We start from the raw sequence: 17,836 nt of genomic DNA, 5'->3' as shown, positions 1-17,836 counted from the left end.
CTGTTACTTAAAAAAAGTAAGGATGAAATATCTATAAATTTTTATTATAGAATTCTTCTATTTTATCAAATGGTATGATATCCATGTTGTCATATAAGTCTGTATGTACAGCATCTGGAATAATTAATAATTCTTTATTATCTCCTGTTAGTTTTTTAAATTCATCTTTACTAAAATAACATGAATGTGCTTTTTCTCCATGAATCATAAGTACTGGTGAGCGAATTTCGTTACTATATTCAAGAATTGGTTGATTTATAAAGGACATTGTACCAGTAGTGTTCCATCCATCATTAGAATTAAGTGATCTTTCATGGTATCCTCTTTCTGTTTTATAATAATTATAATAGTCTTTTACAAATTCAGGTGCATCTTCTGGTAGGGGGTCCACTACTCCTCCTGCACGTTGATAGGAGTTATTTTTATAGTCTATTGTTCTTTGATTGTTAAGACTCACTTTTTTATTATATCTTGATTCTTCACTGTCTTCTAAGTCAAAGTATCCATTAGCATTTACACGGCTCATATTATACATTGTTGAGGTTATTGTGGCTTTTATTCTTGTATCTATTGCTGCTGCATTTAATGCCATTCCACCCCATCCACATATTCCAAGTATTCCTATTCTTTCAGGGTCTACTTTTTCATTATTGGATAGATAATCTACTGCTGCTTGGAAGTCTTCTGTGTTAATATCAGGAGATGCCATGTATCTTGGTTGTCCTGAACTTTCACCAGTAAATGATGGGTCAAATGCTATTGTTAAGAATCCTTTTTCTGCTAATTCTTGTGCATATAGTCCGGAGGATTGTTCTTTTACTGCTCCGAAAGGTCCACTTATTGCTATTGCTGGTAGTTTTTCTTCATGTTCTTTTGGCATGTATTGGTCTGCAGCTAGTGTTATTCCATATCTATTGTGAAATGTTATTTTTTCATGGTGTACTGTTTCTTTTTTGGGAAATGTTTTATCCCATTCTTGTGTTAATGATAGTTCTTTGTTTTTCATTTTCTTTTGTTCTCCATGTGTTCTATTAGTATAGTTATATATACATATAATTAATTTTAAAATTATATATGTAATTATAATATATTATGAAGTATATAAAGATTAGGATAATTATAAAATATAAACTAGAAAAATCAAGACATGATTTAATAAAAAAATAAATTGTACATAAACTTAGTTAAAATAAAAAAAAGGAAGGTGATAATGGTAAAATTTTTTTTTGAAAACTTATTGTAGTACAAATCCACCATTTGGTGATATTGTTTGTCCGGTGAGGTACTCTGCTTTAAGTATGTATTCAAGTGCTCCTGCTATATCAGATGCATCTCCAATTCTTCCTTGTGGAATAGTTGCAGCTAATGCATTTAATTCATCTTGATTTACTCCACGTAACATATCAGTCATAATCATTCCAGGAGCTATTGCATTTACACGTACTTTACGTCCTGCAAATTCTAATGCTAATGCTCTTACTAATCCAATTACTCCTGTTTTTGCTGCACAGTAGTCTGCTTGGTTAATTACTCCAGTCATTCCACCTACTGATGCTGTACATACAATTGCACTATCATGGTCTACCATATGAGGTAATGCTAAGTGACACATGTGCATCATACTTATGAGGTTTGTTTTTATAACACTTTCATATTTTTCTGGTTCTAAATCTATGAAGTTACAGTTATTGGTGATTCCTGCATTATTTACTAGTGCATCAATGTTTTCTCCAAATTCACTTACAGCAGTATCTACAAGTCTTTTACAATCTTCAAATTCACTTACATCTGCTTGTACTGCAATTGCTTCTACACCATATTTATCTTTGATTTCTGCTATTATTTCTTCGGTAAGTGCTTTTGAGGAATCACTTCTGTAGTTGATTGCTACATTGTATCCTAGTTCTCCTAGTTTTAATGCCATTGCTTTTCCTAATCCTCTTGATCCACCTGTGATTATTGCATTTTTACTCATATTGTTTTCCTCCATCATAATACTGTTTAAATATTATCTTTTTGATATTTTGTTATATATTACTCTTTATTATTAAAGGTTTCTATAATTTATAATGATTAATAATTATTATAATGATTAATAATCCTAAGTTAGTTAGATAATAAGTAATACCTGCTTAAATTAGAATAAAATACTTTTTTCATAAATCAAGTTCAAGACTAACAGGACAATGATCCGAGCCATTAATATCACTGAGAATAGTTGCAGATTTCACATTATCTCTTAATTCCTTATTTACATAGAAGTAATCTAACCTCCAACCAGCATTTCTTGAACGTGCTCTTGTCCTGTAACTCCACCAAGTGTAATTGGAATCAGATTCATCAAATAATCTAAATGTATCAATAAAACCTGCTTCTTCTACTTTATCAAGCCAGGCTCTTTCCTCTACTAGATATCCTGATTTTCCTTCACAATTCTCTGGACTGTAAACATCAATAGGATTATGTGCAATATTATAATCACCAGTAACAATTACATTTTGTCCATTATCTCTTATATTAATCATAATATCAAGTAGTGCATCACAGAAATCTATTTTATATGATAATCTTTTAGCATTCTGTCCACTATTGGGAAAGTATATATTAAATAATGTGAATTCAGGATATTCAATTCTAAGTACTCTTCCTTCCTTATCTAATCTACTAATTCCTAGTCCTCTTGTTACATTTATTGGCTTAATTTTACTATATGTTCCTACTCCACTATATCCCTTCTTTTCTGCTTCATTAAAGTAGTTCTCATAGCCATCTATATCTACTAGTTTTTTAGGTATTTTAGATTCTTCTGCTCTTACTTCCTGAAAATTTATTATATCTGCATCAGTATTATTAAACCATTTCCAGAATTCCTCTTTTTTACTTACAGCACGTATTCCATTTACATTCCAGGATATTAGTTTTATTGTCATTGTATTTTACCTATTTTGTTTATTATATGTTGTTTTCTTATGAATTAATAGTTAGTATAATTTTTCTCCACTATATTCATTTTCTTCTGTATATATTCTAATAAGCATGTCCACATTATCTTCATACATTAACCTGTACCCTATTGCTCCACCATCTTCTGTTTTTACATTATTTAGTGATTTGTTACTTCCTTCACTACTATTATTTATGATGTACCACATACCATGGGGTGTGTAGATAAATAATGTTCCTTTTCCATCTTTTTTTCCATCTTTATAACTGTTATTTGGATCATATATTTTTGTTGAATGTACTGCTAATCTACTAATGTCTTGTTTTGGCTTTGTTCCACCTTTTGTAAATAGTGTTTGTAGCCAGGTGAATGATTGATCTTGTAGTTTTCTTTTTTCATCAGGGTTTTGGAATGCTTTTTCTATTTTTTGTCTTCTTTTTTCTAGTGTGTTTGTTATGTTAAGTATTTCTTCTACTTTAGGCACATCTTCTTCAAGACACCGGTATCCTTCTGGTCTTCCTGTTACCTTTATTATTCCATCAGCAAAGTCTTTTCGTCTAAAATCTTTCATATATTGTTTTACTTTTTCAAATTCTTCATCAGGTATTTTCTGATTTAAACCATAAAGATAACCATATTCTATTGCATCATAACATTTTGTTTCTAAGCGTAATTCTTTTTCAACCATAGTCCTATCTCCCAAATCCCTATTTTTTTTATTTTCTATGTTCTTATAAATAGATATATTAATTAATATATAAAAATATGTTAAAAAAAAATAGTTGATAATATAAAAGAAGAATTAAAAAAAAGGGTATGTGATAAATAGTACATTTACATGTTTTACTTATTATTATCTATAATATTTTATCATTTCATGAACTATTATTTCAATTATATATTTTGACGAAAATACTTCTATGTATAAGTATATTTCAATAAATTCTAGTTTATCAAGATATAATTATATTTATATACAGTATTTTGTTATTTATTCTTCTCTATACTTAAGACCTACATTATATGATTTAGCTTCTTCTTTTCCTATAGAGAAGTATCTATGACAAACAATATCATAAATAATAGGATCTAATTTTTCAACTAAAATCATATCTTTATCATTAAGTATATCCTCATCTACTTGAACATTTACAATTTCACCAGTAATCTGTTTATGACTACCAATATCTACCATATGAGTAACCTTACATTCAAGAGAAACTTTAAATTCATTAATTATAGGAGCATTAACTTTCTTAGCTTTTGTAGTAGTAAAACCCACTTTTTCAAGTTTATCAACATCATGGCCTGAATCTAATCCAATATAATCTGTTTCAACTACATGTTCTATACTTGGAAAACCTATTACAAATTCTTTTGTTTCAATAATATCTTCTAATGTTTTTCTTTTTGCACTATGATTAATACCAATAATAATTGATGGTGGAACATGTGAAATCATTGATGCAAATGCTAGTGTACATGCATCAGCCTTTCCTTCTTTATCATAAGCAGATGCAACTACAGCTGGTGCTGGATACATCATAGTTTGTAAATTTACATTTTTCTTCATTATAATTACCTCATATTATTTTATCTCAAAAATATATAATATTGTTATTATATTTATATATTTAAATAATTATGAAAAATTATTTATTAAGTTAATAACAAATTTTTTCTTATAATATAATAAAGGGGATTTTAATATTACTGATTTAAATAATACTAATCTTGAAGATGATAATGTTTATGAAAATAGAAGAGAACTTCTCGAGTTTTATGGTGGTGTTAATGAAATTGGTGGAAATAAAATTAAATTAAATATGGAAAAATCATCACTCCTCTTGGATTTTGGTATGAGTTTTTCTAAAGCTGGTGAGTTTTTCATTGATTTTGGAAATCCACGAAAAGGAAATGGTCTTGGAGATTTCATAGAACTTGGCCTACTACCTGATGTTAAAGGTATTTACAGGGAAGATTATCTTAGACATAATGGTCTTAATTTTGAAGAAAAAGCAGCTGTTGATGGATTATTATTATCACATGCTCATGCAGACCACGTTAATTATGTTAATTTTCTAAGAAATGATATTCCATTATATATGAGTTTAAATTCTAAAATTATCTTAGAAGTTCTTGATGCAACAGGTACTGGTAGTTTCACTGATTATTACACATATCGTAGACAATTTGAGTATTATTTAACTAAACAAAAAAATATTTCCAGAAAAAAAGGAGATAAAATTACAGAACCAAGAGATATAAGAATCATGGATCCCTATGTTATTGAAACTATTGGAAATTTAGATGTGCAACTTGCACCTGTTGACCATTCACTTCCTGGAGCTGCTGCTTTTCTTATAGAAGATAATACTGAGCGTGTTATTTATTCTGGGGATTTACGTTTTCATGGAAGGAATGCACAGTTAACACATGATTTTGTTAAACATGCAAAGAAATTTAATCCTACTGTCATGTTATGTGAAGGAACAAATATGGGAAATACTAAGAAACCACAGAACTTTAATCTTAAATGTGAAGAAGATATTGAAGAGACGGCTTATGATTTAATTAATGATTATAATGGACTACTTGTTGTTAACTTCCCTATTAGAGACCTAGATAGACTTGTTACATTCCATAATCTTGCAAAGTCTACTGATAGAACATTACTTATTAATCTAAAACAGGCTTATATGTTAAATAGAATTGAAGCAGAAAATCCTGATGGTACTATTTATCCTACATTATCTGAGCCTAATTTAGGTGTGTATATTCCACGTAGAAAGGATGGTTTACTTAGTTCTAATAGTTATATTAACTTTGAAGATGAATGGATTAAACCATCTGATGATTTACATGTAAAAGAGTATGAGAAATGGCAGAAAGAATTCCTTGAATATGATAATGCATATACTTTTGAGGATGTTAGTGAAAATGAGAATCAGTATATTATACGCTTAGATAATTATTCATTTGCTGAGTTAATTGATATTAAGCCAGCTAATGCTCGTTACATTCATTCTGCCACAGAGCCTTTTAGTACAGAGATGGAACTTGATTTTGAAGTTACTATGAATTGGTTACATCACTTTAATATTGATACAACTGAATCAGCTTACCATGTTTCTGGCCATGCTACAGGTGAACAACTTTTAGAGATGATTCGGGAAATAGAGCCTGATGTATTGTATCCTATTCATACTGAGAATCCTAGTGAATATGATGTTTTAATGGATGATGGTATAACTGTTATTCATCCTGTTCTTAAATCATAGTCTTATTTTCTCTTTTTATTTTTTTATTTCAATTATTTTTTTGTATAATTTTTTTGTTTTTATCTAACATATAGATTTAGGTTTACCTAACTTTTATATAGTATTAAAAAGAAACTATAAAACATACTATTAAAAGTAATCTCTCCCAAAACAATAAAAGCCTAACTAATTCTAAAAATAAAAGGAGGTAAACAAGAAATGCAAAGTTATATCGAATTTAAAAACGTGACAAAAGAATACAAAATAGGAAAAAACATCTTAAAAGCAGCAGACAAACTAAATTTCACTATAGATAAAGGCGAATTTGTAGTAATACTAGGACCCTCAGGAAGTGGAAAATCAACACTACTTAACTTACTTGGAGGATTAGATAAAGTAACAAGTGGAAGTATCATAGTAGATAATAATGAAATATCAAGCTACAATGAAAAACAACTAACCAAATACAGAGCATACAATATAGGATTTATATTTCAATTCTACAATTTACTACCTAACCTTACTGCAATAGAAAACATAGAACTACTCAATGACATAATAGATAAAAAAATAGATGGAAATAACGTATTAAAACAAGTAAACCTAGAACATCATGCAACACAATTTCCATCAGAACTATCAGGAGGAGAACAACAAAGAGTATCCATAGCCCGAGCAATAGCAAAAAATCCAAGTATGCTACTATGTGATGAACCAACAGGAGCACTAGACTCAAAAACAAGCTATAAAATCATAAAACTACTCCATGATTTATGTAAACAAGAACATACAACAATAATCATAGTAACACACAATGCAAGTATAGCAGAAATTGCAGATAAAATAATTTATCTAAAAAATGGACAAATAGAAGAAATAAAAACAACAGACAGCCCACAATCCCCTGAGAATATAGAATGGTGAAGACAATGCTATTTAAAAAAATGCTTCGAGACATGAATGAACATAAAATGCAATTTATAGCAATATTTCTATTATCATTTATTACAATGACAATATTTGCAGGAATGGGAGCAGACACAACAGGAATGCAACAAAACTCAGAAGAATACTATAATGAAACTAATCTTGCAAACATATGGTTATATGGTGAAAACTTCTCAAACAACACACTTGATGAAATAAATAATATATCCACAACCACAGGTACAGACAGACAAGTAGTCATAGAAAGTACTGCTAACTTTGATAATAATCCAACAATAACCCTACACTTCACAGAAAACAACACTATCTCACAGTATTATCCAGTAGTGGGAAGTAATATTAACTTAAATGATAAAGATGGTATATGGCTAGATAAAAGATTTGCAGATGCAAAAAATCTATCTATAGGAGATAATATCTCAGTAACATTTAATGGAATAACAATGGATAAAACAATAAGAGGACTTGGATATTCACCAGAATATGTCTATGAAAGTACAGGTGACAGTATAATAAGTGATTTTAATCTACAAGGATTTGCATACTTGTCCTATAAAGCATTTCCATTAAATAACATACCATATAACACAGTACTTATAACTACTAGTGATGATGCAGACTCATATCATGAAAAAATAGATGAAACAATTGGTGATAATTACACAACTCTTCTACCAAGAGAAGATCTTGAAAGCTATACTCAATTTAAGGATGAAGTAGATCAACATGCAATGTTTACATATCTATTTCCCGTAATATTTGTAATAGTAGCAATACTAACACTAATTACTACAATGACTCGTATTGTTAACAATCAACGAACACAAATAGGAACACTAAAAGCATTAGGATGTACAAATAGAAGTTTAATAATTCATTATACATCTTATGGATTATATTTAACTGCAGTTGGTGCAATACTTGGTTTAATTATAGGGCCACCATTAATTGAAGAAATAATGGTTCCCTCAATGTCTGAATACTATACACTACCAAAATGGGGTTTTGGATTTGACATAAGTTTTATCATAGTAGCACTACTTCTTGTAATCATCGCTACATTCTCATCATATATTGTAACAAAGAATATTGTACGAGAATCACCTGCAGCTTCACTAGAGCCTAAAGCACCAAAGATTAGTCATAATTCCATACTTGAAAAAATTAAGATATGGAATAAGTTAAGCTTTAATACCCGATGGAATATTAGAGATATAAATAGAAGTAAACTTAGAAGTTTTGTAACAGTACTAGGTGTTATTGGATGTACAGTTCTTCTTATATGTGGATTTGGTATGTATGAGGATATGCATGACTTTTCAGAATGGCAGTTTGGTGGAATTAATCATTATAATACTCAGTTAGTCCTTGAAGAAAATGCAACGGATAGTCAGATAAATTCTATAATACGTGATGTTAATGGTACACAAGTTATGAATCAACCAATTGAAATAAAAGCTAATGGAGTTAAGAAAACACAGACTATTACTGTGTATAATCAAACGGATTTAATAACACCAACAGATAAATATACTAATCCTATTACATTACCTCAAGATGGTGTTTCATTAACTGTGAAATCTGCAGAACTTCTTGGTGTAGAAGAAGGAGATACTATTGAATGGCATATGTATGGTAATACTACATGGATTAATTCAACTGTTGATAAGATATATGCAGATCCAACCACTCAAGGTATAACTATTTCACCAGAAAAACTTGAAGAATATGGAATAAATTACACTACTACTAGTATCATAACTAATCAGAAAGTTAACAGTAACTTAACTGGTGTTTCAACAGCAAATAGTGTAGATGATTTAATTAGTAGTTGGGATAATTTAATGGAAACTGGAAATCTAATGGTAGGAGTACTATTATTCTTTGCAATTATATTATCCGTTGTAATATTATATAGTCTTAGTATTTTAGGATTTACTGAAGTTGAACGTGATCTTGCAACATTAAAAGTAATTGGATTTAAAAATAAAGATATTCGAAAGCTATTCTTAACTCAAAACTTATGGCTATCTATTATTGGTTTTATAATAGGAGTACCTATTGGTTTTAAAGTTATGAGAATAATATGGGATAGTGCAGGAGATAATTTTTATTATCCAATAAAATATAGTTTTACAGCTATAATATTTTCATTCATACTAACTATTGTTCTTTCATTAATAGTTAATATATTATTAACACGAAAAATTAATGTTATTGACATGGTTGAAGCCCTTAAAAAGGGAAGAGAATAAGGATTAAAACCTTTTCTCTATTTTTCTAAACTCCTCATTTTAAAATTAATTTTATTTTATTCAAGATTTTTTATCACATTTATTGCACTTGCTGCATTAGGAAATCCAATATAAGGCATGCATTGTAGCATTGCATAATATAGTGTTTCTTTTGAATTTCCAACTTTTATATTTCCAAGTGCATGGGGTTTAAGTTGTGCTGTGAGATTTAATGTGGCTAGAACTGCAAATATTAGTAATTCTCTTTGTTTAACACTTAACCCATCTCTTGTATAGAAGTCTCCAAAACAGAATTCTGTTAAAAATGTAGCAGTTTCAGGATAATCTTCATATCTTTTTTTCATTTCATCCCCATATAGTGGGCTTTGAATTTCTAATCCTTGTTCATATCTATTTGAATCATCAACTGTTGATGTATCTTTTAAGGGTAATTCTATGTTTCTACTAGTAAATACTTCATTCATTATATTTATTGCATTGAGTGTTTTTGGAAATCCTATAAAAGGTGCTAATTGATATATTGCTTCTCTTATTTCTATTGGTGTTGCACCAGTATTTAGTCCTGCATTTATATGTGCACTTAGTTGGGGTAGTGTTTGCATTGTAGCAAGACATGTGATTGTTAAGAGTTCTCTTGTTTTCATTTCAAGATTTCCTGTATGAAATACATCACCAAAGATAAATCTTCTTAGTATTTCCATGAATTCATGATCTTGTTCTTCTGATTCATTTGGTAGTTGTCCAAATAATTCTTTGTATATTTTCCTACTTTCTGTGTATCTATCACTCATTTAATCACCTTTCTTGTGTGCTGTTATAATAGTATAACTACTCTTATTTATTGTGAAAATATAATTATCAACTGTTGCATAGTAGTTTTTACCTTTAACTATAACTGTACTTTCTTCTTTTTTAATAAGATTTATAGAATCGTCTAATACTTCACCATTAAGTTTTAGGTTCTTTTTTATTCTATCTTTTCATGCTTGTTGTATGTATTTTATCAATGTTTTCTAGTAGTGCTTATTTTATATGGTTCATTTTATCACATTAGTTTTATTATTCTATTAATTAGTGGTACTAATGGTTTTAAGAGTCGTCTATGGAATTTTTTATCTACATTCTTTAATTCTTGAGGTATATTTATGTGTTGTGGACATTTACTTACACATATCCCACAATTTTTACATAGGCTTGCATCATGAGCTTCGCCACTTAATCCCAGTAGATTAAATATGTACATTGCTAATGAATGATTTATTCCATACATTTTCGTGTTAAATAGAAATCGTTCATTGTATAATTTAAAGCATTCTGGTATATTAACACCATATGGACAAGGCATACAATAATTACATGTTGTACAGTTAATCTTACTTAATTCATTTATTTTATTTCCTATATTTGTTATTAATTCTAGTTCATTAGAGTTTAAACTGTCTGCTGTTGCAGTTTCTACTATTTTAATGTTTTCTTCAATCATATCTAGTGAATTCATCCCACTATATACACATGTTACTTCGGGGAAGTTAAATACCCATGAAAGTGCTAGTTCTGCATTGGATTTATTTGTATTGTGTTGTTTTATATCTTTTTCAATTACATCAGGTAGTTTTCCTGCTAGTAATCCACCTTTTAGTGGTTCCATAATAAATACAGCTATATTTTTACTTGCCAAATATTTTATTCCATTTATACCTGCCTGGTATCGTTCATCTGTATAATTAAATTGTACCATGCACATATCCCAGTTATATGCATCAACAAGTTTTATGAATTCATTGTATGGTCCATGAAATGAAAATCCTATATTTCTTATTTCTCCACTTGCCTTTTTTTCTTCTATAAACTCAAATATACCTAATTCCCTTAAGTTTTCAAGATTTTTATATTCAACTAAGCTATGTAGGAAGTAGAAATCTATATGGTCCGTTTTTAGTCTTTCTATTTCTTCATTAAACATGTCATATATGTCTTGTCTTGTTTTTATTTTCCTAAAATTTAGTTTTGTGGATATGTTAACTTTATTTCTGTAGTTTAGTTCTTCTAGTATTTCACCTACTGCTTTTTCATTATCTCCTCCACCATACATGTATGCAGTATCTATGATATTTATCCCATTATCTATAGCGTATTTTATTTCCTCTTTTGCTTTTTGTCTATCAATAGTACCTGTATTTGTGGTTAATCTCATTGCACCAAATCCTAGTGCTGATACTTTTTCTCCTGTTTTTGGTATTGTTCTGTATTGCATTAACTTCTTAACTCCCTGTTATAATAATTTTCAAATATAAACCTGGTAATTCTATTTTATATGAATTTTTAATAAATTATAATCAAGTCTAATCGTAATAATACTTATAATTTTTAAGTAATTATGTATAAATATTTTATTCTATTTTTATGCTTTTTTTAAAGAATTTTTATATAAGTAACAATAAATATATTATATGAAGTTAATTATTTTAAGATAAATTTTAGGGAGAATGAGAAATATGGAAAAAACATATGTTTTTGGACATAAAAGTCCTGATACTGATACAATTACATCAAGTTTAGTTATGACTAACCTTGAACATGAACTTGGAAATACTGGTGCTGTAGCTTGTAGATTAGGTAATATTAATAAGGAAACAGAGTATATTTTAAATTATTTAGATATTGAAGCTCCAGAATTAATAGAATCTGTGGAAGATGATGCTAGTGTAATATTAGTTGATCATAACAGTCCAAGTGAATCAGTAGCTAATCTTGAAAATGCTACTATTAAGAAGATTGTAGACCACCATAAAATTGCAATACAAACAAGTTATCCATTATATTTTAGAGTTGAACCTGTAGGATGTACTGAAACAATACTTTTTAAAATGTATAAAGAGTTTAATGTAGAAGTAACAAAAGAAATTGCAGCACTCATGTTATCTGCTATTATATCGGATACTCTTTTACTTAAATCACCAACAACTACTGATGAAGATATTCAAGCTGTGAAAGATTTAGCTGAAATTGCAGAAATTGATTATGAAACATATGGATTAGATATGTTAAAAGCAGGAACTGATTTATCAAGTTTCTCTATTGATGAAATATTACATTTAGATGCAAAACAAATTGATTTCAAGGATGTTAAATCAATAGTAAATCAAGTGAATACTGCAAGTATTAATGATGTATTAGAAATGAAAGATGACTTAGAAGCAGGAATTAATAAAATTATTGAAGAAGAAGATCTTGATTTATTTATGCTTTTAATTACTGATATTATTAATAGTAATTCTCAAGTATTAGTTCTTGGTAAATCAGCAAGTCTCGTTGAAAAAGCTTATGGTGTAACTCTTGAAGATAATACAGCTCTTCTTGAAGGTGTTGTATCTCGTAAGAAACAAGTTGTTCCTATAATGACTGAAAATGCATAAACTTCCTTGTGGATAATAATAGATGTTTTGTTAAAAAATAATTCAAGGTATTTCTTACCTTTTACTCCCCTCCCTTAACATACTTTTTACTATTCTAAGTAACTTTTTCATGAAAATTATGAGTTTCTACATTAACTTATTAAATGTATTTTATGTAACTTATTTTTAAAATTAGAGTGAATAATATTGAGGATTAAATGTGGGTACACGGCTCATTGTGTTTAATCCTCATATTACTCAGATTGAAGGTGTTAATAATAAGAAAAATACTTTCTTATTCTAATCCTTCATATTATTATTTTTATTTTTATAGGTATAAAAATATTTAATAGTTAGAATAATGTTGTTTGTACACTCTTATTTTTACATGGAAATGTATGTACATATTTAAATATTTTATCAGGATTATTCATTATATTATATTGTCTTGTTTTTTTAATGAAAAGTTTCATTAATTCATCATTTTTTGGACTTGGAAGAGTATATGAATTACCATATTTTTTAATGTATTTTCTTTTTAGTCCTGGAAATAATTCATCTAATTTATTATAGTAATATTCCCGATTTCCTCTTCTTAAAGTCATACCCATATTAAAACATATTATACCCTTAACATTAACATCTATACATGAATCTATAATTTGACCAATATTTTCTTTAGTATCTGTGATATAAGGAAGAATAGGTGTTAACCATACAATTGTTGGAATACCTTCTTTGTCTAATTTTCTAAGTACTTCTATTCTTCTAGTTGTCGTGGAAACATTGGGTTCTAATTGTTTACTTAGTTTATTATCCATACAAGTTAATGTCATCTGTACTACTGCCTTTGATTTTTCATTGATTTTTTTAAGAAGATCTATATCTCTGAGTATTAAATCTGATTTTGTAATACATGTGAATCCATGACCATATCTATATGCTAGTTCCATTGATTTTCTTGTATATTCTAGTTTAGATTCTAGGGTTATATATGGATCAGACATTGCTCCTGTTCCTATCATGCACTTTTCTTTCTTATTTTTAAGAGCTTTTTTTAATAAGTCTAAGCTATTTTCTTTTACTGCTATGTCTTCAAAGTCATGATTCATGTTATAAACAGTACTTCTTGAATCACAATATATACACCCATTTGTACATCCACGATAGATATTCATCCCATTTTTTGTGGAGAGTATACTTTTAGCTTTAATATAATGCATCATATTACCTATTCTAGTTTCATATTAATCATGGTTTTTATTAGTTTAAATTACATCATGTTTTAAGTTATTTAAATAAAAATAATTACTTAATTTTTTGTATAATTTAAAACTATTGGATTTTATAGAATATAATAACCTTATATATCTTTTTTAAGAGATATTTCTTTTTATATTTACTATATGTACTTTTTTTATAATATAATATCTTTATATATTTAATTAAATAAATTACTATCTAACTAAATAAAAAAAATAGGCGATAAGAAATGTTAAATAAGAAACAATATTCTATGTTGTTTATATGTTTACTTCTTACAGTTTCATTGATGGGTTCTGTTTCAGCAGTGACAGATTTTAGTGAGACAAAGATTAAACATGATTTTTATCCGGTGGATTTTATATTCCAATATTCTGATAAGAACACTACTACTTATGAAGGTGATTTAGGATTAAAAGGTGCTATTTGTCGAAATACTGAAGATAATATTTCATATTATGCACCTGTTGAAAATGTACGTGGAATAGCATATGCTACTAAAAAAACATTTAGGTTTAATGAACCAATTCAAATTACACATAGTCTTAAAAGTAATAAAGCTGAATATGATTATATTGTAATGAATATGTATTATAAGAATGGTAGTACACTTAGAAAATTAGATATATCTGATTCTATGTTAACTGCTGATGAAATAGAATACTTTGATGATTATAGAACTCAAAAACAAGAATATTATAATAAACATTATGCAGATCAACTTGATACTATTGAAACATATCAAGAATATCAAGCTAGTAGTTCAAATAAACAAAGAGGCTATATGATTGGAACTAATGGTATTGGTTTCTATTCATCATTTTAATAGATATTTTTTATCTATTTTATTCTTTTTTTTTAAAAAAAAATAAGTTTATAGAAGAATTCAATCTTCAATATTTAAGGACACTAATTCATTTGCTTCTGCTGCTCTTTCAAATGCATCGATAAGTAATGGATCTACATCTTCACTATTTGTTAAATTTATTACGGTTTTTGAGTAAAATCCTGATAGATAGAAGTATATGTCTTCGAAATCTCCTTCAAATACAGGTAGGTCAAATATTTCTTTTAGATATTCATTTTGGTTTTCAGCTACTTTTTTTCCGTCAATATCAAATGTATTCATGTTATTTTTCTTCCTTTAACTTGCTTAACAATAGTTATATTTTTTATCTTATTAAATTTTTCCCTATAACACTTGTGCATTATAATGTATTATTTTCTAAATCTAATTTATGTGGAATTACCTCATAATCTTCAAGTTCATAACCTATATCTTCAAACCCTTCTAATTCATCCTCTGTGTATTTATCAACAGTTCTTAATAATAAATCTCCAATATCCAAAATTTTATTTACTTTAAAGTTAGCTGTTACAATACCACGATGAGTGTTTTCAATTACAAAATCATTAATAGTACTACTTAAATGAGTTAAGATAATCATTGTTTTTTTCTCTTTCATTTCAAGGTTTTCATCATTTCCAATAGAACCTAACCTATCAATAAATACTTTTGATTGTGCTGCAAGATCTCCATAATATATAGGTGCTGAGAAAATAAAATAATCTGCTTGTCTTATTTTATCTAGTAATTTATTGTAATCATCATCAAGTACACATCCACCACCAGATTTACATGTACCACATCCCGTACAGAAACCTATATTATAATCACCCATATATAATATTTCATTACTTCCTTCAGCATCCTTAATTCCAGTAGTTAATCTATCCACTATTTTTCTAGTATTTCCATTACGATTATATGTAGTCATTAATGTTACAACTTTCATTAGTTAACTCCTTATTTGTTTTAAATAATTAATATTATACTAAAAATTAGTTTAAATATATTTTGGTAATTTAACACATTAGTTATAGAAAAAAAGAAAGTATGAATAGAATTGTATTTATCCTATTTTTTAGGCCAGTCATTTAATATAAATGAATAATCAGTAGTATTGTGATTTAATTTTATTATATTTTTTTCTATATCAACTAAATCCCTGTTTTTATTTATGATTATATATGCTGGTGCAGTATCTAAGTTTACATTATATTTTGTGTAATCTTTGTATCCATTGCTTTCAAGTACTCTGATGTAGCTTGTTAGTCTATCTTTATATTTAAATGTTTTTTTATGTAGTTTTTTTCCAGGCTCTATATATTCTATTGTTACTTTACTACCTATTTCATTGCTGAATTTATTAATTTGTCGTTCTGTATTGTATTTATTGTTTTCTTTTCGTAGGTTTATTATATTATCTTTGAAATTGATAAGTTTTATTTTTATGTTGTTAAATGTATTTGTTATTTTTGTTCCTATTTCCCCAAGTTTTGTTAGTATTATCATATTTTCTTGGAAATTATTTTGTTGACTATTGTATTTTGGTTTTATGAAATAATCTATTATATCCCATATCTTAGATAATATAAATGAGGGTCGTTTTATTGTTTTATTTTTCATTAGGAATATTGTTATTGCATCTATTATAAATAAAACAAATATAAATGGTCTAAATAACCATAGTGTTACTAGATTTAATATGAATCTAAGTATTGACCATTGTATGAGAAATGATAATATATACATTACTAGTAATATATTGTTTAGATTCATGTTTGGGTTCATGTTATTGAATGTTTGTTTCATTATAATTCAACCTCATATTTTATTACTGTATGTTATTAAAATATTTAATTATTCTATATTCTATAAGAAATATAATCATTCAATAAATATAAAGTTTATGGTATTTTATAAAAAAAGAAATTAAATGTGGTGTTTATTTTGAAGTAATTTGAGCTACTTTATTTATATTTGTATCTATTATATTATTCTTATTATTTGGGGAAGTTGCTTTTCTAAATTTATAGTACCCATATCCATAGCATAATAAACTGCATCCTAATGATATAGCATAAACATATCCTTCAAAAATCATAGTTGTTCACATCCTACATAATTTAATACAAGAAAATAATATGTTATTAACTTCTATTTATGAAATATATTATCCCTAATATATAAAGTATCTGATTATTAACTATACAAATAAGCTTAAATTTAAGTATTATAGATAATATTCCAAAGAATACTGATATAAACATTATTTAGTAATACTTTTTTAATTCAAAAGCCCTAAAAAGTAATAAATTAATACTAGTATATAAAGTAAAATATTAAAAAGTAATACAAATTTAGAAAAAAATAAGAAAAAAATTAGATTAATCCCAAGTTTCCCAATGAATTCGAGATTCATTCCACTTATCTAAAACATTTTGAGGACCATCAGGATGACCAATAGCAATCAAAGAAAATGGAATAATATTAGAAGGTAGATTAAAATAATCAGCTAACTTTTTAAAACGTTCCTCAATTGGATAAATTCCTGTCCAAACAGCACCAAGATTCAAAGCCTCAATAGCAAGTAATATATTCTCAGTAGCTGCAGCACAATCCTGAATCCAAAATTCTTCAGCACCCTTTAAAGTCTTATTAATATCACCTGCAACAATAATACCTGCCTTAGCTTCATTAAACATCTTAGAATATTCATGAATATCAGCCATACTTTTAAGAGTCTTAGAATTTTTAAATACAATAAAATGCCATGGTTGAAGATTTAAAGTTGAAGGAGCACTACTACCAGCACGTAAAACTTTAATTAAATCCTCATTATTAACTTCATCAGCAGTGAACTTACGCACACTTTTCCTATTGTAAATATTATTTAAAATAATGTCTGCATCTTTCATAATTAATAT

At 27.5% G+C, this 17,836-nt stretch carries 19 protein-coding genes; 5 read left to right on the top strand and 14 right to left on the bottom strand.

Annotated features, from left to right (window positions below):
- Positions 1–31: 31 nt before the first annotated feature.
- The 5 genes from NL43_RS03110 to NL43_RS03090 all read right to left on the bottom strand — a co-directional run bounded on the left by NL43_RS03110 (position 32) and on the right by NL43_RS03090 (position 4,517).
- Positions 32–1,006 carry an alpha/beta hydrolase gene (locus tag NL43_RS03110; RefSeq protein WP_069592593.1) on the bottom strand — a complete coding sequence of 325 codons (975 nt, stop codon included), beginning with the start codon at positions 1,004–1,006 and terminating at the stop codon, positions 32–34.
- Positions 1,007–1,234: 228 nt separating this feature from the next.
- Complete coding sequence (locus tag NL43_RS03105) at positions 1,235–1,975, bottom strand: 3-oxoacyl-ACP reductase family protein (RefSeq protein ID WP_069592592.1); 741 nt, start codon at positions 1,973–1,975, stop codon at positions 1,235–1,237.
- Between the two features lie 181 nt (positions 1,976–2,156).
- Positions 2,157–2,930, bottom strand: a complete 774-nt coding sequence (locus NL43_RS03100) for an exodeoxyribonuclease III (RefSeq protein ID WP_069592591.1) — start codon at positions 2,928–2,930, stop codon at positions 2,157–2,159.
- Positions 2,931–2,981: 51 nt separating this feature from the next.
- Positions 2,982–3,632, bottom strand: coding sequence for a hypothetical protein (locus NL43_RS03095; RefSeq protein WP_069592590.1), 651 nt, complete (start codon positions 3,630–3,632; stop codon positions 2,982–2,984).
- A gap of 303 nt (positions 3,633–3,935) precedes the next feature.
- Entirely contained in the window at positions 3,936–4,517 is a 582-nt protein-coding gene (locus NL43_RS03090) for a flavin reductase family protein (protein ID WP_069592589.1), read from the bottom strand.
- Between the two features lie 286 nt (positions 4,518–4,803).
- On the opposite strand from NL43_RS03090, the gene NL43_RS03085 reads away from it, so the two are divergent.
- The 3 genes from NL43_RS03085 (at position 4,804) to NL43_RS03075 (ending at position 9,407) form a co-directional block, all read left to right on the top strand.
- Positions 4,804–6,225 (top strand): MBL fold metallo-hydrolase, encoded by a 1,422-nt coding sequence (locus NL43_RS03085; protein WP_241776207.1) that lies wholly within the window; start codon positions 4,804–4,806, stop codon positions 6,223–6,225.
- Positions 6,226–6,423: 198 nt separating this feature from the next.
- Positions 6,424–7,128, top strand: a complete 705-nt coding sequence (locus NL43_RS03080) for an ABC transporter ATP-binding protein (RefSeq protein ID WP_069592587.1) — start codon at positions 6,424–6,426, stop codon at positions 7,126–7,128.
- A 5-nt stretch (positions 7,129–7,133) separates the two neighbouring features.
- The gene (locus NL43_RS03075) at positions 7,134–9,407 is read left to right on the top strand and encodes an ABC transporter permease (protein WP_069592586.1); all 2,274 of its coding nucleotides are present in this window, start codon (positions 7,134–7,136) and stop codon (positions 9,405–9,407) included.
- Positions 9,408–9,463: 56 nt separating this feature from the next.
- Here the strand turns inward: NL43_RS03075 and NL43_RS03070 are convergent, their stop codons facing one another.
- From NL43_RS03070 to NL43_RS03065, 3 genes are all read right to left on the bottom strand, one after another.
- Positions 9,464–10,198 carry a carboxymuconolactone decarboxylase family protein gene (locus NL43_RS03070; RefSeq protein ID WP_069592585.1) on the bottom strand — a complete coding sequence of 245 codons (735 nt, stop codon included), beginning with the start codon at positions 10,196–10,198 and terminating at the stop codon, positions 9,464–9,466.
- Positions 10,199–10,324: a DUF3781 domain-containing protein gene (locus NL43_RS08140; protein WP_241776212.1), complete on the bottom strand. Its 126-nt coding sequence runs from the start codon at positions 10,322–10,324 to the stop codon at positions 10,199–10,201.
- 128 nt (positions 10,325–10,452) lie between these two features.
- Positions 10,453–11,661, bottom strand: a complete 1,209-nt coding sequence (locus NL43_RS03065) for an aldo/keto reductase (RefSeq protein WP_069592584.1) — start codon at positions 11,659–11,661, stop codon at positions 10,453–10,455.
- Positions 11,662–11,902: 241 nt separating this feature from the next.
- Here NL43_RS03065 and NL43_RS03060 point away from each other — a divergent pair, with 241 nt between their 5' ends.
- A complete protein-coding gene (locus NL43_RS03060) occupies positions 11,903–12,823 on the top strand; it encodes a manganese-dependent inorganic pyrophosphatase (protein ID WP_069592583.1) in 921 nt (306 codons plus the stop codon).
- A gap of 332 nt (positions 12,824–13,155) precedes the next feature.
- Here NL43_RS03060 and NL43_RS03055 read toward each other — a convergent pair whose 3' ends face one another.
- Positions 13,156–14,028 carry a radical SAM protein gene (locus NL43_RS03055; RefSeq protein ID WP_241776206.1) on the bottom strand — a complete coding sequence of 291 codons (873 nt, stop codon included), beginning with the start codon at positions 14,026–14,028 and terminating at the stop codon, positions 13,156–13,158.
- Positions 14,029–14,294: 266 nt separating this feature from the next.
- Here NL43_RS03055 and NL43_RS03050 point away from each other — a divergent pair, with 266 nt between their 5' ends.
- A complete protein-coding gene (locus NL43_RS03050; protein WP_069592581.1) occupies positions 14,295–14,891 on the top strand; it encodes a hypothetical protein in 597 nt (198 codons plus the stop codon).
- Positions 14,892–14,951: 60 nt separating this feature from the next.
- Here NL43_RS03050 and NL43_RS03045 read toward each other — a convergent pair whose 3' ends face one another.
- The 5 genes from NL43_RS03045 to NL43_RS03030 form a co-directional block, all read right to left on the bottom strand.
- Positions 14,952–15,194 (bottom strand): hypothetical protein, encoded by a 243-nt coding sequence (locus NL43_RS03045; RefSeq protein ID WP_069592580.1) that lies wholly within the window; start codon positions 15,192–15,194, stop codon positions 14,952–14,954.
- 79 nt (positions 15,195–15,273) lie between these two features.
- The gene (locus tag NL43_RS03040; protein WP_069592579.1) at positions 15,274–15,861 is read right to left on the bottom strand and encodes a flavodoxin family protein; all 588 of its coding nucleotides are present in this window, start codon (positions 15,859–15,861) and stop codon (positions 15,274–15,276) included.
- Positions 15,862–15,983: 122 nt separating this feature from the next.
- Positions 15,984–16,721 carry a hypothetical protein gene (locus NL43_RS03035; protein WP_069592578.1) on the bottom strand — a complete coding sequence of 246 codons (738 nt, stop codon included), beginning with the start codon at positions 16,719–16,721 and terminating at the stop codon, positions 15,984–15,986.
- Between the two features lie 133 nt (positions 16,722–16,854).
- Positions 16,855–17,013 (bottom strand): hypothetical protein, encoded by a 159-nt coding sequence (locus NL43_RS08260; RefSeq protein ID WP_158005544.1) that lies wholly within the window; start codon positions 17,011–17,013, stop codon positions 16,855–16,857.
- A 283-nt stretch (positions 17,014–17,296) separates the two neighbouring features.
- On the bottom strand, positions 17,297–17,827 hold the full coding sequence (locus NL43_RS03030) for a nitroreductase family protein (protein WP_069592577.1): 531 nt from the start codon (positions 17,825–17,827) through the stop codon (positions 17,297–17,299).
- Positions 17,828–17,836: the final 9 nt, after the last annotated feature.

Origin of the sequence: Methanosphaera sp. WGK6, assembly GCF_001729965.1 — an archaeon.
Taxonomy (GTDB): domain Archaea; phylum Methanobacteriota; class Methanobacteria; order Methanobacteriales; family Methanobacteriaceae; genus Methanosphaera.
The sequence above is the reverse complement of the archived record's forward strand: the minus strand, read 5'-3'. Positions and strand labels throughout refer to the sequence as shown.